The organism is Nocardia sp. NPDC046473, from assembly GCF_040645995.1.
Classification (GTDB): Bacteria; Actinomycetota; Actinomycetes; order Mycobacteriales; family Mycobacteriaceae; genus Nocardia.
In genome coordinates, this window is the sequence record NZ_JBEYZJ010000004.1 from 731,247 (window position 1) to 755,523 (window position 24,277).

At 67.6% G+C, this 24,277-nt stretch carries 21 protein-coding genes; 7 read left to right on the forward strand and 14 right to left on the reverse strand.

Going from position 1 to position 24,277, the window contains the following annotated elements; translation table 11 throughout:
* Positions 1-55: 55 nt before the first annotated feature.
* From ABZ942_RS17525 to ABZ942_RS17535, 3 genes are all read left to right on the forward strand, one after another.
* Positions 56-2,620 carry a cytochrome P450 gene (locus tag ABZ942_RS17525; protein ID WP_357383025.1) on the forward strand — a complete coding sequence of 855 codons (2,565 nt, stop codon included), beginning with the start codon at positions 56-58 and terminating at the stop codon, positions 2,618-2,620.
* Between the two features lie 54 nt (positions 2,621-2,674).
* Positions 2,675-3,205, forward strand: a complete 531-nt coding sequence (locus ABZ942_RS17530) for a pyridoxamine 5'-phosphate oxidase family protein (protein ID WP_357383027.1) — start codon at positions 2,675-2,677, stop codon at positions 3,203-3,205.
* Between the two features lie 95 nt (positions 3,206-3,300).
* Positions 3,301-4,395, forward strand: a complete 1,095-nt coding sequence (locus ABZ942_RS17535) for a methyltransferase (protein WP_357383029.1) — start codon at positions 3,301-3,303, stop codon at positions 4,393-4,395.
* Here the strand turns inward: ABZ942_RS17535 and ABZ942_RS17540 are convergent.
* Positions 4,392-4,982: a TetR/AcrR family transcriptional regulator gene (locus ABZ942_RS17540; RefSeq protein ID WP_357383031.1), complete on the reverse strand. Its 591-nt coding sequence runs from the start codon at positions 4,980-4,982 to the stop codon at positions 4,392-4,394. The two genes, ABZ942_RS17535 and ABZ942_RS17540, sit on opposite strands and share 4 nt — an antisense overlap.
* 72 nt (positions 4,983-5,054) lie before the next feature.
* Here ABZ942_RS17540 and ABZ942_RS17545 point away from each other — a divergent pair, with 72 nt between their 5' ends.
* Complete coding sequence (locus ABZ942_RS17545) at positions 5,055-5,876, forward strand: class I SAM-dependent methyltransferase (protein ID WP_357383033.1); 822 nt, start codon at positions 5,055-5,057, stop codon at positions 5,874-5,876.
* A gap of 471 nt (positions 5,877-6,347) precedes the next feature.
* Here the strand turns inward: ABZ942_RS17545 and ABZ942_RS17550 are convergent, their stop codons facing one another.
* The 9 genes from ABZ942_RS17550 to ABZ942_RS17590 all read right to left on the reverse strand — a co-directional run bounded on the left by ABZ942_RS17550 (position 6,348) and on the right by ABZ942_RS17590 (position 17,783).
* Complete coding sequence (locus ABZ942_RS17550) at positions 6,348-6,695, reverse strand: hypothetical protein (protein ID WP_357383035.1); 348 nt, start codon at positions 6,693-6,695, stop codon at positions 6,348-6,350.
* A gap of 149 nt (positions 6,696-6,844) precedes the next feature.
* Complete coding sequence (locus tag ABZ942_RS17555; RefSeq protein WP_357383037.1) at positions 6,845-7,759, reverse strand: hypothetical protein; 915 nt, start codon at positions 7,757-7,759, stop codon at positions 6,845-6,847.
* The gene (locus ABZ942_RS17560; RefSeq protein ID WP_357383039.1) at positions 7,756-8,364 is read right to left on the reverse strand and encodes a nitroreductase family protein; all 609 of its coding nucleotides are present in this window, start codon (positions 8,362-8,364) and stop codon (positions 7,756-7,758) included. Before ABZ942_RS17560 ends, ABZ942_RS17555 begins: the two co-directional genes overlap by 4 nt.
* Positions 8,364-9,350 (reverse strand): ScbA/BarX family gamma-butyrolactone biosynthesis protein, encoded by a 987-nt coding sequence (locus tag ABZ942_RS17565; RefSeq protein WP_357383041.1) that lies wholly within the window; start codon positions 9,348-9,350, stop codon positions 8,364-8,366. Before ABZ942_RS17565 ends, ABZ942_RS17560 begins: the two co-directional genes overlap by 1 nt.
* The gene (locus tag ABZ942_RS17570) at positions 9,347-10,267 is read right to left on the reverse strand and encodes a nucleoside-diphosphate kinase (RefSeq protein WP_357383043.1); all 921 of its coding nucleotides are present in this window, start codon (positions 10,265-10,267) and stop codon (positions 9,347-9,349) included. Before ABZ942_RS17570 ends, ABZ942_RS17565 begins: the two co-directional genes overlap by 4 nt.
* Complete coding sequence (locus ABZ942_RS17575) at positions 10,264-11,355, reverse strand: SDR family oxidoreductase (RefSeq protein ID WP_357383045.1); 1,092 nt, start codon at positions 11,353-11,355, stop codon at positions 10,264-10,266. The genes ABZ942_RS17570 and ABZ942_RS17575 overlap by 4 nt, the downstream gene beginning before the upstream one ends.
* Entirely contained in the window at positions 11,352-11,618 is a 267-nt protein-coding gene (locus ABZ942_RS17580; RefSeq protein ID WP_357383047.1) for an acyl carrier protein, read from the reverse strand. The genes ABZ942_RS17575 and ABZ942_RS17580 overlap by 4 nt, the downstream gene beginning before the upstream one ends.
* Positions 11,615-15,097, reverse strand: a complete 3,483-nt coding sequence (locus ABZ942_RS17585; protein WP_357383049.1) for an AMP-binding protein — start codon at positions 15,095-15,097, stop codon at positions 11,615-11,617. The genes ABZ942_RS17580 and ABZ942_RS17585 overlap by 4 nt, the downstream gene beginning before the upstream one ends.
* Entirely contained in the window at positions 15,087-17,783 is a 2,697-nt protein-coding gene (locus ABZ942_RS17590; protein WP_357383051.1) for a phosphoenolpyruvate synthase, read from the reverse strand. The genes ABZ942_RS17585 and ABZ942_RS17590 overlap by 11 nt, the downstream gene beginning before the upstream one ends.
* Before the next feature lie 223 nt (positions 17,784-18,006).
* Here ABZ942_RS17590 and ABZ942_RS17595 point away from each other — a divergent pair, with 223 nt between their 5' ends.
* The 3 genes from ABZ942_RS17595 to ABZ942_RS17605 all read left to right on the forward strand — a co-directional run bounded on the left by ABZ942_RS17595 (position 18,007) and on the right by ABZ942_RS17605 (position 20,296).
* A complete protein-coding gene (locus ABZ942_RS17595; protein ID WP_357383053.1) occupies positions 18,007-18,711 on the forward strand; it encodes an ESX secretion-associated protein EspG in 705 nt (234 codons plus the stop codon).
* A gap of 86 nt (positions 18,712-18,797) precedes the next feature.
* Complete coding sequence (locus ABZ942_RS17600) at positions 18,798-19,172, forward strand: hypothetical protein (protein WP_357383055.1); 375 nt, start codon at positions 18,798-18,800, stop codon at positions 19,170-19,172.
* Entirely contained in the window at positions 19,169-20,296 is a 1,128-nt protein-coding gene (locus ABZ942_RS17605) for a hypothetical protein (protein ID WP_357383057.1), read from the forward strand. The genes ABZ942_RS17600 and ABZ942_RS17605 overlap by 4 nt, the downstream gene beginning before the upstream one ends.
* A gap of 331 nt (positions 20,297-20,627) precedes the next feature.
* Here ABZ942_RS17605 and proB read toward each other — a convergent pair whose 3' ends face one another.
* The 4 genes from proB to rplU form a co-directional block, all read right to left on the reverse strand.
* The gene (gene proB / locus ABZ942_RS17610) at positions 20,628-21,764 is read right to left on the reverse strand and encodes a glutamate 5-kinase (RefSeq protein WP_357383059.1); all 1,137 of its coding nucleotides are present in this window, start codon (positions 21,762-21,764) and stop codon (positions 20,628-20,630) included.
* Positions 21,765-21,938: 174 nt separating this feature from the next.
* Positions 21,939-23,393: a GTPase ObgE gene (obgE, locus tag ABZ942_RS17615; protein WP_357383061.1), complete on the reverse strand. Its 1,455-nt coding sequence runs from the start codon at positions 23,391-23,393 to the stop codon at positions 21,939-21,941.
* Between the two features lie 114 nt (positions 23,394-23,507).
* Complete coding sequence (gene rpmA, locus ABZ942_RS17620) at positions 23,508-23,774, reverse strand: 50S ribosomal protein L27 (RefSeq protein ID WP_040732806.1); 267 nt, start codon at positions 23,772-23,774, stop codon at positions 23,508-23,510.
* Between the two features lie 22 nt (positions 23,775-23,796).
* Entirely contained in the window at positions 23,797-24,108 is a 312-nt protein-coding gene (gene rplU / locus ABZ942_RS17625) for a 50S ribosomal protein L21 (RefSeq protein ID WP_040732804.1), read from the reverse strand.
* Positions 24,109-24,277 lie beyond the last annotated feature (169 nt).

Sequence of the window (24,277 nt, forward strand, 5' to 3'; positions counted from 1 at the left end):
GCGACTCGTCGTTCTTCCAGCGTGCGCGCGGTGCACATGTCCGTACCGTGGTCCCATGCACGTCGCGCTGTTCACGGACTTCCATCCCGCGACCCTCGGCGGGATCCAGACCTCGGTACATGCCCAGCGTCGCGGGCTCGAGCGGCTCGGCCACCGCGTCACCGTGATCACCGCGCCCACGCCGGAATCTACCGAAGTCGAGCAGGACATTGTGGTTCTTTCCGCACTCGGCGGGGTCATGGTGAACGGTTTCGCCATGGTGTTGCCGACTCCGGCGAACAACCGGTTGATCGATGCGACTTTCGCCGAGCGCGGTCCGATCGACGTCGTGCACACCCAGACCACCTACGGCGTGGCCATCGCCGGACTTCGCGCGGCGCGCCGCCACGGCATTCCCGTCGTGCACACCGTGCACAGCCGCGACGACGTCTTCATCGCCAACACCTCGCCCGTGCCATACCTGTCCGCGCTCACCATGCGCGCCCTGCACGGCCGATTCGTTTCCCACCGGGGACCGATGCCGCACAACAACGAATCCCGCGCGGCGCGGCACGCCTGGCGCACCATGGTCGCCCAGGCGCAGGCCGCCGATCGGGTGATCGTGCCGACCGAGCACTTCGCCGAACGCATCCTGGCGCACGGGCTGGACCGGCCGCTTCAGGTGATCTCCAACGGAATCGATGACGAACTACTCGACCGTGCGCCTGAACCGCGCACGACCCGAAGCGGTCCGCTGCGAATCCTCTGGTGCGCCAGGCTGTCCGGTGAGAAGCGGCTACTCGAAGCCATCGACGCGGTACGGCAGGTAGCGAACTGCACGTTCGACATCTACGGCACCGGAGACCTGCAAGAACGTGCGCGAGCGGCGATCGAAACGGGCGGACTGAGCGACCGCGTCCGGCTGCACGGCGCGGTCAGCCAGGCGGACTGTCTCGCCGCGATGGCGACACACGACGTATTGCTCTTTCCCTCTTCGGGTTTCGACACCCAGGGCATGGCGTTGCTGGAGGCGGTGGCGATGCGGCTGCCCGTCGTCTACTGCGATCCGGATCTGGCCGAGACGGTGCCGGCAGGCGGCGGTGTCTGTACCCGCGACCCGTCGGTGATAGCAATCGCCGATTCGTTGCGCGAACTCGCCGATCACCCAGAACAATTGGCGCCGATGCGCAAGATCCTCACCGACCGGGCCGATGCCGCACGGCAATCCCGTCTCACCGAATCGATCCTGTCGATCTACACCGACCTGGTCGGAGGTACGAAACCCGCTATGCCGCAGCCTGTTCCGAATGTACCCACCGCCCCGGGACGACTTCCCCTGCTCGGCCACAGCGTGCTGGCGCTACGCGACGGCCTGAAGTTCGTCACGTCGCTGGCCGAGGTCGGCCCGATCGTCCGGATCTATCTGGGGCCGCGACCGGCGTACGTGCTCACCACCCCGGACCTCATTCGCGAGCTGAGTTTCGGCGAGGCAGGCGAATTCCACCGCGAGGAACTGCGTGACGCGATCCAGGAGGTCATTCGCGGCGCGTCCAATGTGCTCAGCGGCAAGCCACACGAGCTGCGCCGCCGGATGATCGCGCCCGCGCTGCGGCAGCGCCGGTTGAACGAATATGCCGTGGTAGCAGCCGATCTCGCGAATACCTGGTTGAAGTCGCTACGGCCGGGCCAACAGTTGAACCTGGTCGACGAGGCGCACCGACTCGTCCTCGATACGATCTCCTCGACCCTGTTCACCGCCGACTTCGGCGCGGACGCGAAACGGGAAGTCCAGCAGAACATCCCGTGGCTGCTCGGCCAGGTGATCCAGCGTGCCGCGTTGCCGCCGCCGGTGCGCCGCCTGCGTTTCGTGGCCAATCGCCGGTTCACCACCAAGTCCCGTCGGCTGCGGGCCGAGATCGGCGCCGTGGTCGCCGAATACCGCCGCGCGGACCGCGATTTCCACGATGTGCTCTCCGCGCTGGTGCGCCACAGCGACCCGGAGACCGGCACCCGGCTGTCCGACGAGGAGATCATCGACGAGCTGCTGCTCATGTTGGCCGCCGGTGTCGGCTCGACCGCGTCCATCCTCGGCTGGGTGTGGCACGAGATCATGCGCAATCCGGTCATCGCCACCGAATTGCGCCGCGAGCTGGACGATTTCGTCGGCGACGCCCCGGTCACCCCCGACCACGTCGCGGAACTGCCCTACCTGCGACTAGTCGTGCTGGAAACTCTGCGGTTCTGGGGGCCGTGGGTCAGCACGCACACCGCGGACGGCCCCGTCACGCTGGGCGACACCACCCTGCCCGACGGCGCCATGGTCGTGTTCAGCCCGTACATGATCCACCACAACGCGCACTACTACCCGGAACCGGAAACCTTCGACCCCGATCGCTGGTTCCCCGGCCGGGTCGAGGAGATCGACAAGAAGGCGATCCTGCCGTTCGGTGTCGGCATCCGGCACTGCCCGGGCAACAACTTCGCGCTGCTGACCATCACCCTCGCCACCGCCGCCCTCTTCTCCCGCTGGGAGCCGGTCGCCGACCCGGGTTACCGGGTGAAACCGTCGAACCGCGATTTCGTCGCCGCTCCGTCTCGGCTGCCTGCGGTCCTGCGGGCTCGACATCAAGTGCGCGAATGAAAGTCCGGCGCCTTCGGCCGATGAATTCTCCGCCGCCAGGCCGTCAGCACAACTATGGACACCAAGAATCTCGCTGACCTCTATTCGTTGCCGGAGCTTGATTGGGCAAATGTCCAGAAGACTCTCGACGCGAACATCCCACAAGCCCCCGACACCGGCGGCCCGAACCGCCACACCTACTGGCTGACCACGATCAACCCGGACGGCAGCCCGCACATGACCGCGGTCGGCGCACTGTGGCTCGACGGCGCGTTCTGGTTCACCACCGGCGCGCGATCGCGCAAGGGCCGCAACCTCGCTCGCGATCCGCGCTGCGCGATCAGCCTCTCCGTGCACGACTTCGACCTCACCGTCAACGGCACCGCAGCACAGGTCATCGACCCGAAAGCGGTGGCCGAGATCGCCGCGCGCTACGCCGCGGACGGCTGGCCCGCCAAGGTCGACGACACCGGCCAGGCCCTCACCGCCGAGTACAGCGCTCCGTCCGCAGGCCCGCCGCCCTGGCACGTCTATCGCATCACCGCGACCACCGCGACGGCCCTCGGCACGGTAGAACCCGGCGGCGCGACTCGCTGGCGTTTCTGAGCAGTCAATGGGCGCAGGTTCGGCACGACCATCGCAGGCCCGTACCCTGCTGATTGGCGCAAAGCGCCGACCGTCTAGCGGATGGGAGTCGCCCTGTGGCATCCGACCAGCCGAGAATGCCGCCGCAAGGGCTGGTTCGCGCGGTCGAGTTGGTGCGCAACGGTTTGGCTGTCGCCTATCGCAAGTTGGGCCCTGGCCAGCTCGCTGTGATGGAGCTGCTGGCCGCCGGGTGGTTGACGCAGGCGATTCATGCCGCCGCCGAGCTCGGGATTGCCGACGCGCTGGCCGATGGGCCGCGTAGTGGGGCCGAGCTGGCACAGGCGGTCGGGGCCGATGAGGACGCGTTGCATCGGTTGCTGCGGCTGCTGATCGGGCACGGCATCTTCAAGAGGCGCCGAGACGGCAGGTACGCGCTTACTCCGATGGCGAAAGCGCTGCAGCGTGATACCGATGTGTCGCTGCGCGACGCCGCACTGTTCTTCGGCTCCCCGATCCACCGGGACAACTGGTCGCATCTGGTCGACGCGGTCCGCACCGGTAAGCCGGTCGGCGAAGCGCTGCACGGGATGTCGTTCTTCGAGCACGCGCGGACCGACCGGACGCTCGGCACGCTGTTCGACAATGCGATGACGAGCATCGGCAGCCTAGGCCTTGCCCCGCTGCTCGCGGCCTACGACTTCGGCCGCTTCGAGACCCTGGTCGATGTCGGCGGTGGCGAGGGCACGATGCTCGCCGAAATCCTCTGCCGCGCACCGCGATCCAAAGGTGTCCTGTTCGAATTGCCGGAGGTGGCCGAGTCGGCGGCCGGTCGGCTGGCCGAGCTCGGATTGGCCGAGCGCTGCACGGTCGAGCGCGGATCGTTCTTCGACGAGGTTCCGCAGGGCGGCGACGCCTACATCCTCAAGCACATCCTGCACGATTGGCCGGAGGACGACGCGGGCCGCATCCTCGCGACGGTCCGCGCGGCGATGAAACCCGGCGCCCGCCTGCTGGTTATCGAGCTCGTCGTGCCGGAGAACGCACGCCCGCATCCCGGCAAGATCATCGATCTGGAAATGCTGGTGAACACCGGCGGCCGTGAACGCACTACGGACGAGTACCGGAAGTTCTTGGCGCGCTTCGGGTTCAGGCTGACCCGGGTGGTTCCGACCGTCTCGCCGGACAACATTCTCGAGGCCGAACCCGCTTAAGGCGTCAACGCTCCCGCGATAACCGCGTTGACGACCCTGCTGACCGCGGCCGGCTCGGGCGGGGTGCCTTTCCGGTCGGCGAACAGCAGATGCCCGGCCCCGATCAGCGTGGGCGCCAGCACATCTACGTCGGCCGCCGCGACAATACGGCCCTGCTCTTGTTCGGCGCCGAGGTACGACGCGATCATCTGGGTGGCCTCCGCCAAGAGCGGAACGCCGGTCGGCCTGGTCCGACGCAGCCTGGCGCGCAACTCATCTCGGAAGGTGACCAGGCTGACGATCGCCACGGCGACCGACTCGAATACGTCGGTCAGCGCGGCGCTGAGATTGCCGACGACGGTGCCGGTGCCCGCGGACTCACGCAGGGCGGCGGACTGGTGGTCGATCCGGGCGATGCGGTCGAGCACGAGTTCGGCGAGGAAGTCGTCGAAGTCGGCGAAGTGCCGGTGCAGCACGCCCTTGGCGCAACCCGCCGCCGCGGTGACCGCGCGACTGGTCAGCGCACTGGGCCCGTCCTGGCGCAGGATGCGTTCGGCGGCGTCGAACAGCTGCTCGCGCACGTCGCGCATGGCCACTCCTGTTGGCACCGTGTACTTCTCCTTGCGTCGTCGAGCCCGAATCGGTTGAGGAGTGGGCATGTGCCCACTTATAGTGGGCACATGCCCACTCTACCGTCGGAGCAACCGTCAGTTCCCCAACAATCTCATCAAGCCCGCGCGATGGCGGAGTCGTTCGGCGTGGACGCCGAACGCTACGACCGCTCGCGACCTCGTTATCCCGAGGCGATGGTGCAGTCGATCGTCGCGGCGAGTCCGGGACGCGATGTGCTCGACGTCGGCATCGGTACCGGCATCGTCGCCCGGCAGTTCCAGGCGGCGGGCTGCCGAGTACTCGGCGTCGAACCGGACGAGCGGATGGCCGACTTCGCGCGACGCGATGGCACCGAGATCGAGGTGTCCACCTTCGAAACCTGGGACCCCGCGGGCCGGACCTTCGACATCGTCGTTGCCGGACAGGCCTGGCACTGGGTGGATCCCGTCGTCGGCGCGGCCAAAGCGGCCGAGGTGCTGCGGCCCGGCGGCCGGTTGGCCTTGTTCTGGAACGTCGGGCAGCCACCGCCCGACCTCGTGGACGCCTTCGCGGAGGTCTACCACCGACTGCTCCCCGACTCCCCCGTCACCCAGGGGCTCTCGGCATCGGCAGTGCAGATCTACCTGGCCGGGTGCGACAAGGCCGCCGACGGCATGCGCGAGTCAGGCGCCTTCGGCGATCCCGAGCAGCGGCAATTCCATTGGGAGCAGCGATACACCCGCGACGAATGGCTGGAATTCTCGGCCACCACCGGCGTCGCCACCCAACTCCCGCAGGCCGTGCTCGACGAGGTGCTGGCGGACCTCGGTGCCGCCATCGATGAGGTGGGCGGCAGCTTCACCGCGCAGTACACGGCGGTAATGGTTACGGCGGTACGAGCCGCCACCTGACAGGCCGAGCAGACGGCCGTTATCCACACCGAAATCAACCGCCTGACAATCCGTTCCGGTCACGCTCCGGCCGAAATTTCGGGCGGCCCCATCCGCTGCGAACGCGGCGCCGCCGGGTTCTCGGCTTTGCTGGTCGCCAGTGCGGCTCCGGCGCACGCTAGAGACGATTGGGACGGTGTCCTCGACACCTGGTGCAATCTCGGAAACGGTCCTGCCATCAACATGCAGAAGAATGCCGACGGTGCCCGAGCCCAGTTCAGCGATACCGGCGTCCTCGCCTACACGGGGCCTACGCCATGAGCCCGTTGGATTTCAAGGGCAACGATCCGACCCTCGGCGCCCTGCGGGTGGTGCTGAACCCCGACTCCAAGTTCGGGCCGAAGGGTGGCGCCAGCACCAAGGCCTCAAGATTACGGTCTTCGCGGATGAAGCGTCGGAAGACGATGATCTGTGATCACTTCCGGGCTGTGACTATCTCGATGACACGAACGCGCGGGTAGTGATGCCGAGCGCGGTGCTCGTCCAGCAGGACGCGCGCATCGGCTCACCGACCGCGGTCGGCGCGGAATCGGTGCCGGAGTATGGGCCGAAGATCGGGGCGTCGGGGGTCGGGGGGACGCTGATGCCGAGGCATTCGACCTCCAAGACAGCAGAGCCGTAGCCCTCGTGGCAGAGGGCTACGGCGTCGGTCAGCCCTCGATCGACGAAGCAGCCGCCGGGGTCGGCGGCTGCCGGATGGGCTCTGCCGATCGTGAGACCGCAGGCGAGCACTACCAGGCAGCCACCTCCGATGATTCGCCGCAGTTCGGTGCTCAACATGAATCCCTTCCTCAGCGCGATCGGGTAATTCATTGTCCGGTGCCGACCGGTCGCCGCATCGGCGTGAAGCGTCTCTCCCCAGCGCTATTCCACCAGACACGAGGCTTACTCGGGCGGGACACGCACGGTGACACCGGCAACGTTTCCGGCTAAGGCAAGGTCAGGGCCTGGGCGATGAGGGTCAGGTAGAGCGCGAGGATGAAGGCGACGGCGGGGAGGGCGGGGCAGTCCGTGCGGTTCCCTCGGAGGAAAGTCCAAGCAGCGGAGACAGGAATCGCCAGCAGCAGCGCCGGGAGCCAGGCGATGAGCGACCCGGGTGACGAGTACTCCCACGGCTGCACCAACGCGACATCGCACAGCACGGCCGCAACGGCACAGACCAGCGAAGCCCCGGCACTTCCCTTGGCACCCAACATATTCGAGTACAGCAGCTCGTCCGGTCGGCGTACGCGCGATGTCTTTCTGGCGAACTCGAACTGGAGGAACGCACCGGCGAAGATCCCGGCGACCGCTGCGGCCTGCCAGTGTGCGCGTACCTCGCCGGTGTCGATCGCCGAGACCACGATGTAGCCGGTGACGAGAAGTTGCACCGGATAGGTGACGACGAGATTGACCAGGATGTTGGTGCGGACGGTGGCGAACAACCGCTCCAGACCCCACAGGGCCAGCCCGTAAGCCATTGCCACCGCGATCATTACGGCGGAGCCCACGGATAGCGCAAGGCTGGCCGCGACGGCACCGATGGCGATCAGACCCATGGCGACGCGCAGTTCGACGGAGCTGACCGCACCGGTCACCAGCGGGCGGTCCGGGTTGTGTACGCGGTCGTATTCGAGATCCTTCTGCTCGTCGACCATCCGCAGATACAGCAGGACGAACGCGACGACGACGATCCGGACTGCGGTGGACCCGGTCGGTCGCCATGCCGAATCCGGCTGTGTCACAAGGGAAGCGGTGCCCTCCAGGGCGAGCACCCAGAGCACGCCGTACAGCAGGTAGTGCGGCTTGTACATCACCGCGGTGAACCGGGCGATGCGCGCGGCCGACACCAGCGGGTTGGTCACGCCCACCGATCCCACATGGTCACGTCGGCGGCCGGAGTACGCCGCCCCGGTCGGTCGCTGCCGGGCAGCAGGTGCGCGACCGGGATCATGGCCAGCTGGGTCACCTCGTCGAAGGGGATGCCCAGCAGGTCCGCGACCTCCCGCTCGTAGGCCAGGTGCGCGGTCGTCAGGCACGATCCGAGCCCGCGCTCGCGCAGGGCGAGCATGAAGTTCCACACTGCGGGATAGATCGACCCGTAGAAGCTCGCCAGCCGCAGCGACGACGGGCCCCCCGGCAGTCGGCCGAGCGAGCAGACGAGCACGAGGGCGGGTACCTCGGCCAGGTGGTCCGCGAGATACTGGCCGGAGGCGAGATCGCCGAGTTGATCGGGCCGCGGTGTACGTCCGGACAGGTTGGCGGCGAAGCCTTTTCGGTAATACTCGGCGATCTGCTGCTTGGTCTCGCAGTCTTGCACGATGAGAAATCGCCACGGCTGCCGATTGCTGCCGCTCGGTGCCTGCACCGCGATATCCAGGCACTCCAGCAGGTCTCGTCGCTCGACCGGTCGCGTCAGATCGAGGCGGCGGCGAAACGATCGAGTGGTGGTGAGCAGTTCGGTGCCCATCAGCGATCGGCCTCCGTTTCGTCGAAACCGAGTTCGTCGTCGGCGAATTCGAGGTCGACCTCGGCCGCGACGGCGTCGGACTGCCGGATCTCGCAGTGGATCACCGTCCGGTCGGCCTGCTGTCCGGTGATCTCCGCGACGCACTCCGCCGGACGATCCAACTCCACGAACCGCTCGAAAGTGCTTCCAACACATTCCAATTGGGGTGACCGGTGCAGCACCATGGCCAATGCGGTCTGTCTGCACGCCTCGATCAGCAGGCTGCCGGGAACGTGGTCGAGCTGGTGATCGAACAGAAACGGGTGGCCGAGGTCGGGGACCAGCGTGGCGCGCGCGGTGGTGCCGGACAGGTGCGGCGCGGCGATCACGACATTGCGCCAGTTCTCCCGACCGACCTCGGCCGAGACGGCGCGGTCATCGAGCGCGGAGGCACCCAGAAATGGCCCGAGGCCGAGGCTTTTCCGGAAGCCGGCGCGCAGCGCCGTCCATTGCTGCGGCGTCATCCAGGAGAACGAGCCGTCGACGGTCATCATCGACTCGGCGGCACAGTCGATTTCGAGCACCATGTCCACGCCGTGCACCGTCTCGCCACGCAGGTGCCGCCGCGGCACCCGCGCCCGCATCACGAGATCGGCCGGGGCGGTGCCGATTTCCCACGCCGCGGTGTCCGCGCCGGTGCCGTTGAAGGTGCGCACGACGAACGCCATATCGGCCGGGACACCGTAGAACTCGTGACTCAGCGCGATAGCAGCCTGCCTGGCGGCCTCCATCACCAGCAGCGGATCATGGCGCAGGGCAAGCGATCCGGTGTGGTCGCCGTAGTAGGCGTGCATCCGCGGTAACTGGGCGCCGACCACGAACTCGTCCTCGGCGACGGTGTCCAGCGAGGTGACGAACACCTCGGACACCGCGCACCGGTGCGCCAGCGCACGCGAGATGGTGCGGAGATGGGTCGCTGTCTTCACCGTTTCCACGTTCGCCGTCACGGTCGTTCCTCCAGCCAGTCTTTCGCGGTCACCGGTCGCAGCGTTTGCGACTGCGTGCCGACCCGCATCGGGAGTACATAGGACCCGAGCACGATCACCGACCACGGATCGAGTTCCCGCCCATCGGCCCACGCGGAATACAGCAGTCGCGCGCATTCCGCGTCCGCCTGCGGGTCGAAAGCGGGATCGGCCGGGGCACCGGCCGCCGCCAGATCGCGCAGGATCCGCTCGACCGCGGCGGCACGGTCGAAGCTGCGAGCGGGCGCCCGCGCGTACAGGTCGTTCGCGATCGCGCGGGCCTCGGCCGAGCGGTCGACGCCCGCGCCCGCCTCCGCGATCACCCGCACCCGATCGTGCTCGTCCAGGTAGATGGCGAGCTCCCGCAGCACGTCGGCGGGATCATCGGGCGAATGCACCAGATTCAGCAGATAGCTGTGGCGGCCGAGCAGATAGCGCAGCTCGCCGGGCTTGCGTTTGCGTGGGTCGGTGGCGCCCTTGGCTTCGGTAAGGCGCACGGGGACAGGGAGTTCCGCGTCCGCACCGCGGACGACGAGCACCAGCACGTCCGAAATGCCGACGAGCAGATCGGCCAAGCGCCTGCGTTCGGGTGAGGCGATGTTCCAGGCGAAGTACCACAGTGCGCGGGCGAAATGCCGGTCGACCGCGACCCGGAAGGCGGAGACCACTCGGAAGTCATTGTCCGCCAGCCATTTCAGCGTCGGCTCGACCGACCGTGCGACGATGGCGTCCGGCTTGAGCAGCAGCATCGAGTGCTCGCCGGCGAACTTCGCGGCGTCGACGCCGAGGCGGTCGAGTTGGTCGACGGTCTCCCGCAGGTAGGTATCGTCGACGTAGGCCGCCACCTTCTCCTGCTGCGGCGTCAGCGCGGCGAGCAGCTCGCGCAGCGGGGCGCTCACCGTTGCGTCCCGCCGAAGTCATTGCCTGCCAGCACTTCTTCGATCGACGGCAACGGCACGCCGAGATACCCGGATTCCAGGCAGTAGTCCAGCAGCACCCGCAGATACTCCTTGCCGGTCGACGGCGGTGGTTTACCGAGCAGCACTTCGGCATTCGCGGTGTCGAAGGTCAGCCGCCGCTCGAAGTAGCTGATGTAGAGCGAGCCGATACGCCGGTAGTACTCCCGCTCGATAGCACCGAGATCGTCCTCGCGGAACGTCGCTGCGGGCACGAAGGTCGCGACCTCGAACGAAGGGTATTCGGCGAGCACGTCGGACACCTCGCGCAGCGACAGCGTGTCTTGACCGAGTGCATGGAAGGTGCGGTGGGTGGCGGAGTCGAAATCCAGTACCACCGCCGCGATCACGTCGGCGACGTGATCGATCGGCGCCAGCGAGAGCGTCGCGTCGTATCGACCGGGCAGCGAGCGCAGCTTGCCCTCGACCATGAGCTTGACGACGGTGTAGAGGTTCTTGTACTCGCGGATCACGCCGGTGCCGCTCGCGCCGGTCACGATGCCCGGCCGGACGATGGCCCAGCGCATGCCCTGTTCCCCCGCCGCACGCACCAGCTGCTCGGCGCGGAATTTGCTCTCCTCGTAGCCGTTTCCGAAGGGCTGACCCGCGTCGAGCTCGTCCTCGCCGATGATGCCGCCACGCCGCCCGCAGACGTAGGCCGTGCTGACGTGCACGAGCGGGACATCCCAGGCCTGGGCCAGCGCGATCGCGTTGGCGGTGCCCTGCACATTGAGTTCGTGGTAGGCCGTGTCACCGGCATCGAAAGCGGTGGTGGCCGCGCAGTGCACGATCATGCCGACGCGTTCGGACAGGTCGGCGGAATCACGCTGGGACAGGCCGAATCCGGGGCTGCGGATGTCGCCCGCGACCGGGCTGCCCGCGCCGAGGACGGTGCCGTCGTTGCGGACGATCGACGAATTGCTGTGCAGCACTGCGGCGACCGGCCTACTGGCGGCGGCCAGGCGGGCAACGACCTCCGCGCCGACGAGTCCTGTCGCGCCGGTGACCAATACGGTGTCGCGTGCGCTCATGGCTGGTCTCCCGCAGCCAACGCTGCCGTGACCAAAGTGATGACCTCGCCGACTCGGCGCACGCCGACGAGCTGTTCCGGCTTGTAGCGCGGTAGGCCGAACGAACGCTCGAGTACGACGGTCAGCTCCATCAACCGCAGCGAGTCGAAACCCATGTCCTCGATGAGTCGTTGGGTATCGATGGTCGAGGCCTGGGGATCAGGCGCCATGGCGTGCACCAGCTCGCGCACCCGCTCCGCCACCTCGGCGGCGACGGCGGTCATGACCGCGCCTCGTCGCGTAGGTGTGGTTGCCGGCCGCCAGAGGTCAGCAGGTCACGGGCTTCGTCGAGCGGCAGGTCGGTGTCGAGATAGCCGGCGATGCGCAGCCAGTCATAGCCGATGGCCAGTGTGCGCCGCCACTGTTCGCGTGAGTCGAAGGAGGCGGGGAAGTTCGCGGCGTCGGGATCCGCGGCGACCGAGCGCACCAGCGTGACGAAGTCGTCGAGGACCGCGATGCCGGTGCCGGTGTCGTCGGTTGCCGAGAATCGCACCTGCCGAGCCGCTTCCAGCCGCGCGAGTAGTTCGTCGCGGCGCAATGCGTGCGAGGGCAGCAGCCGGTGCAGGGTGGCCGATGGTGCGACGTCCGCGGGAAGCGGGTGAATGCCGAAGGCGGACAACACGACCCGCACGCCCATCGCGATCATCCGGTGCGCGGCGATATCGGCAACGGCGCCCTGATCGTTCTTGACCGCACCCGCCAGGTCTTCGCGAGCGTTCTCCAGCACGATGTTCGACCACACCAGGCTCATCGCGCACTCGGTGAAACGGCGCGCGGGCAGCGGCGAGAGGGTCGCGATCGCGTCGTCGCGCGCGGCACCGGTGACGCCGAGGGCCGGGGCCAGCGCGGACGGCACCGGCGTGTACGGCCGCACCGGTTTGCACATGGCGAGTGCCGGTGTCAGGACTTCGCCACGGCGCCACTGCAATCCGACGAAACCCAGCCGGAGGAATTCGGTCAACTCGGCGGTGCTGTCGTGCTGTTGACGGGCCAGTACCGCGGCGAGCGAATGGCGGAACACCACCGAGCGCCAAGCGCGGGCCCCGCTGTCCGAGAGGACGAAAACGTCACTGTCACCGCGGATGACGTGCACGCGCTGACCGATGGCCCAGGTGGTGACGCCGGGCACCCGCGCGAACAGCAGTTGGTCCGGATCATCGATGACGCCCGCGACGCCGAGGTCGGTGGCGAGTTCGAAAACCTGTGCCCAGGTCGCCTGCTCGGACAGTGCCCGCGCCTGCGCATCGCCGAGCACACCCGGTAGCGCGTCGCCGTAGGCCCGTTTCGAGTCGTCGTCCGCCCAGGCCGCCGGATCGCTGAGATCGCGGTAGCGGTCGATGAGTTCGTCGCTGCCGATCCGATCCAGTTGCCGCGGCAGCCATTTGGTTTCGAGGTAGCTTTCGCCGCGCCGGGCGGCCCAGCCCTTGACGGCCTGCAGCAGACCGTCGCGTGCCCAGTCGATCGCCTCGTCGCGCGACTTCAGTGTGCGCAGCGCGATGGCATATCTCAGGGCCTGCTCGGCTCGGGCGGTCCACCAGTCCGCGATCAATGTCGTGAAGGTGGAATGCGGTAGCAGCGTGCGCAATTCGTCGACATCCGGGGCGCCTGGCCGGAGTACTGTCGCTCGCAGGAACCGTTGGCACCGGTTGAGCAGATCCTCGTCGAGCTCGGTCACGGTGGCGGCCTTCGCCACCTGTTCGAGTTGTCGCCGAAGTTGGCTCTCCGAGCGAGTGCGTACCTCGACTCGGCGGCCGTCGATGAACAGCACAGTCGGCAGCGTGGGCAGTTCCTCGTCGCCGGGCGCGAGTACCAGGAGGTCGACGTCGGAGCCCTCGTTCCCGAAGCCCTCGGCCAGTGATCCCTCGAACAGCACGGTCGAATTCGGTGGAATTGCCACGCTTTCCAGCGCGCGATCCAGCAGCTGGCCGACCCGCTCGGCAGCCAGCGTCGGCTCGGGCAGGTCGGTCACCGCTCGATTTCGGCTTTGGCCGGAATCGCGAGCGCCGGAAGGACTGTCCGCCTCGTGCACGACCGCATCCGCCAACGCCCCACTGCGGAACTGCTCCCACATGTACCGCCTTCGCGGCTTACCACTCGACGTGCGACGGATGATGCCGCGCGGACCGGTGACGATGGTGACAGTCTGGGCAGGCCCCAATTCTCCACGAATGATCTTGCGCGCCTCCGGAATCCAGTCACCCGGCGTGGACTCCGCGAACAGCGCGATACCTTGCTCGCCCGGCTCGGTGATCGCGACGGCCGCGAGTTTGCCCTTGGTGATCCCGGTTTCCTGCGCAACGCGGGACTCGATGTCCTCCATGAACACCGAACGCCCGCGTACCTTCAAACTCGACCCCATCCGGCCGAGCACGAATACCTCACCGCGATGCAGGAATCCGGCATCGCCGGAGTACAGCGCGCCGCCGACGATCCTGGTCGACGCGCCGTCCGAATCATCGGAGTAGCCGAGCGCGACAGAGTCCCCGACCACCACCATCTCGCCGAGCGTTCCGTCGGGCAGCTCGTGCCCGTCCTCATCGACCACCGTCACCGTGGATTCGGGTGTCGAGTAACCGAGACCGGTGATCCAGCCCGCGCCGTCGACGCGACGGCTGTCGTCGAGCAACTCCCGCTCGAGGATGGTGACGGGTTCGCCGAAACGCAGCGTCGGGGTGTCGATCCGCAGTGCGGTGATCGGGCAGTGCCGCGCCGAGGAGGTCACCATCAGCGTCGACTCCGCCAACCCGTAGGCCAGCGTGTAGGCGCTCATCGAAAACCCAAGGGGGCCGGTGAGGTTCGCGAACGACTGGAGATCGGCCACCTCGACCGGCTCGGAACCGACGGCGAGCGTGCGCCAACCGGACAGGTCGAGGTCGGCGATCTCCTCGGGCGAAACCCGATGCGCCACATAGCCGAGCGCGAACGACGGCGACGGCGAGTGCTGGGCGTGCGCCATCGCCCGCAGCCAGCGCGCGGGCTCGCGAACGAACTGGTCCGGGCGCATCAGATACAGATCGCCCTGATTGGTGACGGTGGTGAGGAACGCGCCGACCAGACCCATGTCGTGATACAGCGGCAGCCAGGACACCATCGCCTCGCCGTGGCGCCACTCGACCAGTGCGGAGATCATTGCGATGTTGTTGGCCAGGTTGGGCCAGCTCACCCGCACGCCACGCGGGGCGGCGGTGGAGCCGGAGGTGAATTGCAGCAGCGCGCACTCGTCGGTCTCGCCGAACACGCGCTCCTCGGGCGGGCACGGGCGCAGTGTGGACGCGTCGATCACCAGCGGTTCGTCGGTGCGGCCTGCCGCCTCGGCCGCCTGCCGCACGAACTGCTCGAATTCGATCGAGGTGACCACCAGTCGCGGCTTCGCCTGGACCAGGATCGCCGCGATGTGGGCGATGATCTGGTCGAGGTCACCGAACATCGGCGGCGCGACCGGCGTGAACACCCCGCCGCACGCCCAGACCGCGTAGAACGCCGCGACGCAGGGGAACCCGGTCGGCATGATCACGCAGGCGCCGTCGCCGCTGCCCATCCCGTGCTGCCGCATGAGGGCGGCGATCGACCAGGTCTGTTCGGCCAGTTCGGAATAGCTTCGATACGCCCAGCCGTCGGCCTCGTCGGCCAAGTAAATCCCAGCCTGCCCGGCCGGGTCGGCTAGCCAATCACGTACGGCCGCAACGTCTTTGTCATGTTCCATCGCGGACATCTCCTTCGGCCAGCACAGTAACGGTTCCGTTCGTGCCATCGACCCGAATCCGCATACTGGTCCGTACCTTTTTGGTTACGTCCTTGACCTGGACCACCGTCGGCACCCCGAGTTCCCGCGCCACGATCGCGACATGGGTGAGCGGGCTGCCACGCTCGATGACCAGCGCCGACGCCGAGGGCAGCGCGGCCACCCAGCCGGGATCGGTCCGATATGCCACCAGAATGCCACCCGCCACGTCGCGCGGCTCGTCGACGACGACGGCGGTCCCCTCGACGACCCCGGAGGCCGACGGCGTGCCGGTGAACACCGTCCCGGCTTCGGCCGCCGGAGTGTCGGTGATCGGCACCCACCCCTGCCCCGCCAGCTCGGCGCGGCCGAACGTCGATCCAGTGGTGACGAACCTGGCCGGCGCGACCAGTCCGGCGTCCTTGGCGCGCTGCGCTTTTCGCGCGCCGACGAGGTCGCGCAGGTCCGCGGTGTCGGCGCCGTCGTAGCAGCCGCGCAGCTCCTGCACGGTCAGGTAGAACACGTCGGAGAACTCGTCGATGACGCCGCGCTCGGCCAGGTCGCGGCCCATCACCCGGATCATCCGCTTGACCATGCCGAAAGCCCTGGTTCGGCAGAACCGGAGCCGCTCGCGGTGCGCGGCGCAGCGAGAAACCTTGCCGCGCAACCGTTCATAGATCCGGCGACGAAAGCCGTGCAGGTGGGTGTCGAGGTAGTCCTCGGCCTCGTCGTGGTGGCCGAGCGGCGCGTCGGGCAGTGCGCTGCGCAGCATGACGAACAGGCCGGCCGGATCTTCGCGCAGGTCCGGCGTTTCCAGTTTGAGTTCGTCCAGGCTTCGATAGCCGTAGCGATCGATGTAGTCGTCGACCTGGTCGCGGAAGTCCGGGTGGTCGGCGAGTGCCGGGTAGATCTGTTCCGGCGCGGTCGAATTCACCAGGGTGGTCAGTTCTGGGTCGGCGCGTGCCGCGTCGGCCAGCGACTTCATCGCGCGGGCAGGTTCGGCGGATTCGACATCGGCGCCGGGGCCGACCACCGCGTACAGGAACCACTCCGGCGCCTTCGGCAGGAACAGCTTGGTCAGCAGGAACATCAATCCGGTGCAGGTCAGCAGGATTGCGTCGAGCACCATCAGCGGGCCCCAGCGTTCGACCAGGTCGCGGTCGACCTTTCGATAGGCCGCGTATGCTTCGGCGCCGGACAGGGCGGTGTAGTCGATCGCGTCGTATTCGTCGTAGACGCGGTAGAAGTCGGTCATGAACTGTCCGACGATGTCGTCGATGCCGAACAGTCGCCGCAGATACGTGAAGGTGGTCAGCGTGCGCGACCGCAGTCGACTCAGCGGGTTACCGAAGGTGAACGGGCGCAACGTCTTCGCGACTTCATCGGGCAGCGGCTCGTCCACGCCGAGCGCGGCTTCGAGCACCTTGCGGTTCAGCGGGTAGCCCGGCGCTATGCCCACCATGCGATACCAGTGCAGCAGGTTGTAGTAGACGCGGCCGTGAAAGTAGCCGAGCAGCACCGGAGTCCATCGCTCGGTCTGCCGCAGTTGCGCGTCGGGCACCCGTAGGGATTTCGCGTAACCGTGATACACCCGGCCGTAGATGTCGGCGGCAGTCGTGTAGGTCAGCGGGGAGGTGAGGCCATTGAAACTCTCGATGATGTTGGAGTTGTCCCAGATTCGCTGTTCGCCGTCCGGAACCGCCTCGCCCGCGCCGCGGATGATCGCGCCGGGTCGAGCACCGAGCGCGGTGGTGATCGGGCGCGATTGCAGGAACCAGAGCCCGTCGTCGTCGATCGCCCATTCCACATCCTGCGGGGTGTCGAACTCGGCCTCCACCTTGCGGCCCAATTCAGCGACCTCGGCGATCTCGGCGTCGGTCAGCGCGGGCAGTTCGCGACGCACCGGTTCGATCTCGCTGATCGCGTAACCCTGCTCGCCCTCGACCACATACGACCGATCCTTGTCGCCCAGCACGGTTTCCAGCACCGCGCCGGAGGATTTGTCGACCACCACCGAGTCGGCGTCCACCGCACCCGAAACCAAGCCCTCACCGAGCCCGTAGACCGCGCTGATGACCAGTTCGTCGCGCGCGCCGCTGATCGGGTTGGCCGTGAACATCACGCCGCTGGCCCGCGCCGCGATCAAGCGTTGCAGCACAACGGCGACCGCACCCGCCCTCGACTGCTTGTCGGCGAACGCGTAGCGCAGTGATCGTTCCGAGAACGCCGACGCCCAGCAGTCGCGCACTCGGTCGAGCACGGCGTCGATGCCGTTGACGTTCAGAAACGAATCGAACTGGCCCGCGTACGAGTGCTCAGGGCCGTCCTCGGCGACCACCGACGAACGCACCGCGATCGGGCCGCCGAGTCGCGCATAGGCGTCGGCGATCAGCTCACGAACCTCGGCGGGCAGCGGCGTCGCGACGATCTCGGCTCGCAACGCGGCAGCTGCGACGAGCGTCGCATCTAGGTCATCCAGCCGTGTGACCTCGGTCACTTTTCGCAGGAGATCGGTCTCCGCGGTGAATCGCGCGAAGACATCGGTGCCGAGTACGGTCCAGTCCGGGACCCGAAACCCGCACTGCCGCAGGCGGTGCAGACCGCGCGCTTTACCGCCGCCGACGGCGGCGATCGTCGCGATATCGGTCCACGGTCCAAGCACCTGCACGGCATGCTCCCATCACCCCTGATCATCGTGTCGCAGCACAGCGCTCCGACACGTCGAGCCGAGCAAACGAGCAAACGTAGGGGGTTGTATGGATATATCCGAGAATTCACCGCAGTGTTAGCCCACAATCCTAGGTGCTCGGTGCGGCAACCGCCGCCGCGCGCGACGACCGTTAAGCTACAAAGCAGTTTCGGTGGTGTGTTGTGAGGATGTGATTCGGGCGGTGAGTTGGACCTTCACTCCGGACGAGTTCGCCCACCTCTGGCGCGAAACCGACCTGGACCGGCACCCGTATCCGCTGCGCATCCTGGAGACGCCGCGCACCGAGGACGAGGCCGAACGGCTGCGCGCGACGCTGAACGAACGGCTGCCGCTGCGCGCCGACCCCGATCTGAGCGCCTGCCTGCGCATCCTCGCCGCGCCGCACACCAGGATCGTCGCGATCGGTGGCACGCACACGCCGGGTAGCGAGATCCGGCTGTTGGCTGCCGCGATCTTCGATCGGGCTGTGCTCGCGGTGCAGGAGCCCGGTTCAACCCCGGATTTCGGCGGGCGCGTTCGTCTCTCCATCGGGCACAGCGGCAAGCTGGGCACTCGGATCGCCGGTCTGCTGCCGGACGCGCCGCCCGGTCGGGAACCGGCGCGGGTCGCGCCCACGGACGCCGTCCGCGACGAGGAGACAGTGGTCGCGCGGCAGCCGACGGCGCCGCGCATCCGCAAGCTGCTGCTGAAACCGCACAGCGCGGAAGGGCATATCCGGATCGAGGCCGCACTGGACCAGCCCACTGCGGCGCCACCGATCCACTACACCTGGTTCGACGTCAAAGGCGACGGGCGTTACCTGATCAGGGCGGGCAAGGAAGTCCACATCACGCCCGCCTCGGCCGAACAGATCGGCGCGCAACTGCAGAAGCGCATCCAGCCGTGATTTCCGATGCCGACCGATAACCACTGCTGCCCACGGCAGCGGCCACGGGCTAGTCTGAGGCTGACCGACCATCTCAGGGGTGTGCGATGACGATCGAGACCAGCCGAGCCGATATCGTCCGGTTCAAGCAAGCGGCCCAGGCAGGCAGCGTCCAATTCGATCCGGCCGCGGCGCGACGGTGCGCCGAGATGTACGACCAGCAGGCCGAACGACTGATCCAGCTGCAGCAACGGCTCGAAACCGCTGCGGAACTGGGCGGATTCGGCGGATTCGTGTCGGCGCAACAATTACAGGCCGGGTTCAATCACAAAGCACGGGATGCCGCTACGTTGCTGGATCACTACATCGAGGCCGCCTACCGGATGAAAGAAGCCTTCCTGATCAGCGGCGGATTACTAGAAGAAGCCGACGCCGCCAACGCCGCCGCCCTGCGCGCCGTCGCATCGAGGCTGCCGCGATGACCGGAAACGATCCCGACTACATCAGCTCGATGGAACATTTCGAGTCGATGCGCCACGAAGAGATCTACGCCAAGACCCAGCAGATCGACGCGGCACAGGTACTGCGCGCCTCGGTCGCGTGGCTGGAGGTGGCGGGCACGCTCAGCACCTCGTTCCCACTCACCCGCGGCAGCGTGGACCGGGTGATGAACTCGATGGAGTGGAAGGGTGCCGCGGCCGACGCCGCGTTCGCCAGCATCCGGAGCTTCGCGGCCTCGGCGGATGAACTCGCCGCGGTCATGGGACAGGTGGGTGCCAGGCTCGGCGGAGTGGCCGCAGCTGCCGAGGCGGTCAAGATCGCGGTGGCACCGCCCGGCTCGTCCGGGCCGATCGGTGCGGTGGCGCGACTACTCGAGGCCGCGCACGTCATCGACGCGAAGATGGCCGAGGAAGCGCTGCGGCAAGAGGCCGTGCTGGCGATGAACATGGTGTACAAACCGGCTTATGGGATGGCAGGCAAGGCCGTTCCGGCGCTGCCCGCGCCGCCGGAGGCGTCCGCCGAGGTCAAGCCCGCGCCCGCCGCGCCACAACAACGTCGCCCGGCGCCGCCGACCGTGCCGGAGTACACGCCGCCGCAGAGCCCGCCGTCCCAGCCGAACGGTCACCCACCGGCCCCCGCCCCCTCGGTACCGGAATCCCAAGCGCCGCCGAGCACTACGACGCCGCCACGCCCGGTCCCGGATCCGCAACCGACGCCACCGCCGACCACACAGCAGGCCCCGCCGACCCACCAGGCACCCCCGCCTGCGCCGCCGACCCACCAGGCGCCTCCGCCTGCACCGCCTACTCCTGACGCGCCGCCGACCCAGCAGGCTCCACCGCCGACGCAACCGGCACCGGCACCACAACAGGCGCCACCGCCACCACCAACTCAGCAGGCACCTCCACCACCGCCGTCAACCGAACAGGCGCCCCCACCGCCACCCCCGGCGCAACAAGCTCCGTCCCCCGGCTCGGTGCAACCGCCTGTCCCCCTCCCGGATCCAGGCGGCCAGCCAGGCGTCACAGGCCCGATCCCAGCCGAAGACCAACAGCAACCACCGTCGACCACAAACCAACCCGGAGTGGTGCCCTCCCAAAAGTAACCACCACACCAAATTCATTGGCGCGCAAATCAACTGGGAATATCGACCGCCGGGTTGGTCAAGCTACCTGCGTACACCTGCTGTGTCAGCCTCACACCCAGTGCGCCCGTAGCCAGGGGTGTCAGGCTGACACAGCAGGTCTACGGATGGGTCTCGCCGGATGACTTGCCACAGTGCAGTTCTAGAGCGCTATTTCAGGTGGACAAGGTGCCAGACGGCAGAACGCGGCGACCCACTGCGGGCCGCGAAACCGACTTGACGTACGTTGCGTGCTCTTGACGTAGGTTGCCACCTGCGTCAAGGGGATGCTTCGTACGTCAAGTCCGGCCGATTAGACGTTGACGAGGTCGTCGGCGTGGATTACTGGGCGTTGCATGGTGTCTGGGAGGTCGGCGGTGGTGTGGCCGAGCATGGTGGTTAGTTCGGTGCTGTCGTAGGCGACTACGCCGCGGGCTACCAGGCGGTTGTCGGTGGTGATGAGGTCTACTACGTCGCCGCCGTAGAAGCGGCCGCGTAGGGCGGTGATGCCTGCGGCTAGTAGGGAGCGGCGGTCGGCTACTGCGGTGGCGGCGCCATCGTCGATCAGGAGGGCGCCTCGGCTGTCGGCGGCGTGGCGGACCCAGAACTTGCGGGCGGACAGGCGGGTTGGGCGGGCGGCGAAGGCGGTGCCGACTTTTCCGGTGGTCAGGGCGTCGGCGGCGGAGGTGGCTGCGGCCAGCAGGACGGGGACGCCCGCGTCGGCGGCCAGGCGGGCGGCGGAGAGCTTGGATGCCATGCCGCCGGTGCCGAGAGCGCCACCGCTGCCTGCGATTACGCCGTCCAGGTCGGCGCTGCTGTGTACCTCGGGGATGAAAGTCGCTGCGCCCTTGCGTGGGTCGCCGTCGTAGAGGCCTTCGACGTCGGAGAGCAGGACCAGGGCATCGGCGCCGACGAGGTGGGCGACCAGGGCGGCGAGGCGGTCGTTGTCGCCGAAGCGGATCTCTTCCGTTGCGACAGTGTCGTTTTCGTTCACCACCGCGATCGCGCCGAGGGAACGGAGGCGGTCCAGTGTGCGCTGTGCGTTGCGGTGGTGCTCGCGGCGCGCGAAATCGTCGGCGCTCAACAGGACTTGGCCGACCGTACGGCCGTAACGGGCGAAGGAGGTGCCCCACGCGTGCGCCAGCGCCAGCTGACCGACGCTGGCGGCGGCCTGTTTGGTGGCCAGATCGCGAGGGCGGCTGCTCAGTCCGAGCGGAGCGATCCCCGCACCGATCGCGCCCGAAGACACCACCACCACATCGGATCCCGCACGCATCCGCGCCTCCACCGCATCGGCGAGCAGATCGAGACGTGCGGTCTCGAGCCCACCCTTCAGGCTGGTCAGCGCCGACGACCCGATCTTCACCACGACCCGGCGTGCCGACGCAATCGCCAGCCTCGCCTCACTCAAACCCGAATCCGACTCGGTAGCACCCGAACTCACTGTCATCGCAATCGAACTCCCTGCGCAGCAATAGAACTCGCCGACACCAAACCTACCGTCACCGGTTTCACCAGCACCGGCCGCACCCTCACCAGCACTGAGCCCACCGTCATCCCGTCGAACGCCGGAATCGAGTCGGCCTGTCGATCGGCCAACGCGCCACACGGGATGCGCGCACGGCTACTCCTCGTCGTCCTTCACCAACCCACGCCGCACCCGCGAGGCGTGCTTGCGCTCGGCGGCGCTGATTCGATCGTCTTGTTCCAGGCGGATATCGGTGCCGCGGCCGGTGGGCACCATGTCGATGCCTGCCGAGATCTGCGGCTCCCATTCGAAGGTCACGTTGCCGATGGTCACCGGGGCGCCAGGCTCGGCACCCTGCTTGACCAGCTCGTCCTCGACGCCGAGGCGGGCAAGCCGGTCGGCGAGATAGCCGACGGCCTCGTCGTTGTCGAACTGGGTCTGCACCACCCACCGCTCGGGCTGCGAGCCACGCACGATGAAGCCGCCCGGCTCCTGCGGGTCCGCGATCACGCTGAAACCGGTCTGGTTGACCGCGATCGGACGGATCACCGGACGCGCGGGTGCCGCCTTCGGATGCGCCTCACGGTATTTCAGCACCAGGTCGGCGAGCGCGAAGGTCAAGGGCCGCAAGCCTTCTCGGCTGACCGCCGAGATCTCGAAGACCGGCCAACCGCGTGCGGTGAATTCGGCGGTGACCATCTCGGCCAGCTCGGCCGCATCCGGCACGTCGATCTTGTTCAAGATGACCACGCGCGGCCGATCGGCCAGATCGCCGAGGTCGGCGTCGGCACTCAGCGCAGGCCGGTAGGCCGCGAGCTCGGCCTCCAGCGCGTCCACGTCGGAGACGGGGTCGCGGCCGGGTTCGAGGGTGGCACAGTCGACAACGTGCGCGAGTACCGCGCAACGCTCCAGATGCCGCAGGAAGTCGAGGCCGAGGCCGCGTCCTTCGCTGGCACCGGGGATCAGGCCGGGCACGTCGGCGACGGTGAAGGTGGTATCGCCGCTGAGCACCACGCCGAGGTTGGGCACCAGGGTGGTGAACGGGTAGTCGGCGATCTTCGGCTTGGCCGCCGACAGCACCGACACCAGCGAGGACTTGCCCGCGGACGGGAAGCCGACCAGGCCGACATCGGCGACGGACTTCAGTTCGAGGACCAGGTCGATCTCTTCGCCGTCCTCGCCGAGCAGCGCGAAGCCGGGGGCCTTGCGCGCCTTCGAGGCGAGCGCGGCATTGCCGAGTCCGCCGCGACCGCCACGGGCGGCGATGAACCGGTTGCCAGCGCCGACCAGGTCCATCAGGACCTTGCCGTCGTTGTCGAGCACCATGGTGCCGTCGGGCACCTTGAGCAGCAGGTCGATGCCCTGCTTGCCGTCGCGGTTGCTGCCCTCGCCCGGCTTGCCGTTGCCCGCCTTGGCGTGCGGGTGGAAGTGGAAGTCGAGCAGGGTGTGCACGTTGGGGTCGACCTCGAGGATCACGTCCCCGCCGTTGCCGCCGTTGCCGCCGTTGGGGCCACCGAGCGGCATGAACTTCTCGCGGAGTACCGAAGCACACCCGTGGCCGCCTTTGCCGGCACGCACGTGCAGTACGACACGGTCGATGAACTTGGACATTTCCGAATCATCCTCCTTCAGGACTGGGTCGATCGCAGTGGTGCGTCGGGAAACGCGAAAGCGGGCCAGGGTGGCGACCCTGACCCGCTCGGCTGTTGTCTGGAGAGGTTAGGCCTAGGCCTCGACCGGCTCCGGGACGACGATGTTGACGGTCTTGCGTCCGCGCTTGGTGCCGAACTCGACCGCGCCCGCCGCGAGGGCGAACAGGGTGTCGTCACCGCCACGACCGACGTTCACGCCGGGGTGGAAGTGGGTTCCGCGCTGACGCACCAGGATCTCGCCTGCGTTGACCTTCTGGCCGCCGAAACGCTTGACGCCGAGGCGCTGGGCGTTGGAATCGCGGCCGTTCCGGGAGCTGGACGCACCCTTCTTGTGTGCCATAGCTGAATCTCCTCGGGATGTCTTACTTGATGCCGGTGACCTTGATGACCGTCAGCGGCTGACGGTGACCCTGACGCTTGTGGTAGCCGGTCTTGTTCTTGAACTTGTGGATGCGGATCTTCGGGCCCTTGGTCTGCTCGACGACCTCTGCGGCCACGGAGACCTTGGCCAGCTTTGCGGCGTCGGTGGTCAGGTCGGCCCCGTCAACGACGAGAACCGGATCCAGGGCGACGGAAGTACCCGGCTTACCCTCGATCTTCTCGACCTTCACCAGGTCACCGACCGCGACCTTGTACTGCTTTCCGCCGGTCTTGACGATCGCGTACGTTGCCATCGGTCGGCTTCCTCCACTCGATTAAGTACAGTCATGTTTCTTCTCGCGACACAACTGCGCGACGCGAGATGTTCTTGGCTGGCTTGCTGCGCGGGGCGTGATATAACGCCCATCGCCAGGCAGCGACCGACCTAGGTTACCAGAGCACCCCTTCAGCGACACAATCCGC

Coding starts and splice junctions, on each gene's coding strand:
- ABZ942_RS17525 (WP_357383025.1), top strand. CDS start 56: ATGCACGTCGCGCTGTTCACGGACTTCCATCCCGCGACCCTCGGCGGG.
- ABZ942_RS17530 (WP_357383027.1), top strand. CDS start 2,675: ATGGACACCAAGAATCTCGCTGACCTCTATTCGTTGCCGGAGCTTGAT.
- ABZ942_RS17545 (WP_357383033.1), top strand. CDS start 5,055: ATGCCCACTCTACCGTCGGAGCAACCGTCAGTTCCCCAACAATCTCAT.
- ABZ942_RS17550 (WP_357383035.1), bottom strand. CDS start 6,695: ATGTTGAGCACCGAACTGCGGCGAATCATCGGAGGTGGCTGCCTGGTA.
- ABZ942_RS17560 (WP_357383039.1), bottom strand. CDS start 8,364: ATGGGCACCGAACTGCTCACCACCACTCGATCGTTTCGCCGCCGCCTC.
- ABZ942_RS17575 (WP_357383045.1), bottom strand. CDS start 11,355: ATGAGCGCACGCGACACCGTATTGGTCACCGGCGCGACAGGACTCGTC.
- ABZ942_RS17580 (WP_357383047.1), bottom strand. CDS start 11,618: ATGACCGCCGTCGCCGCCGAGGTGGCGGAGCGGGTGCGCGAGCTGGTG.
- ABZ942_RS17585 (WP_357383049.1), bottom strand. CDS start 15,097: ATGGAACATGACAAAGACGTTGCGGCCGTACGTGATTGGCTAGCCGAC.
- ABZ942_RS17600 (WP_357383055.1), top strand. CDS start 18,798: ATGACGATCGAGACCAGCCGAGCCGATATCGTCCGGTTCAAGCAAGCG.
- ABZ942_RS17605 (WP_357383057.1), top strand. CDS start 19,169: ATGACCGGAAACGATCCCGACTACATCAGCTCGATGGAACATTTCGAG.
- proB (WP_357383059.1), bottom strand. CDS start 21,764: ATGACAGTGAGTTCGGGTGCTACCGAGTCGGATTCGGGTTTGAGTGAG.
- obgE (WP_357383061.1), bottom strand. CDS start 23,393: ATGTCCAAGTTCATCGACCGTGTCGTACTGCACGTGCGTGCCGGCAAA.
- rpmA (WP_040732806.1), bottom strand. CDS start 23,774: ATGGCACACAAGAAGGGTGCGTCCAGCTCCCGGAACGGCCGCGATTCC.
- rplU (WP_040732804.1), bottom strand. CDS start 24,108: ATGGCAACGTACGCGATCGTCAAGACCGGCGGAAAGCAGTACAAGGTC.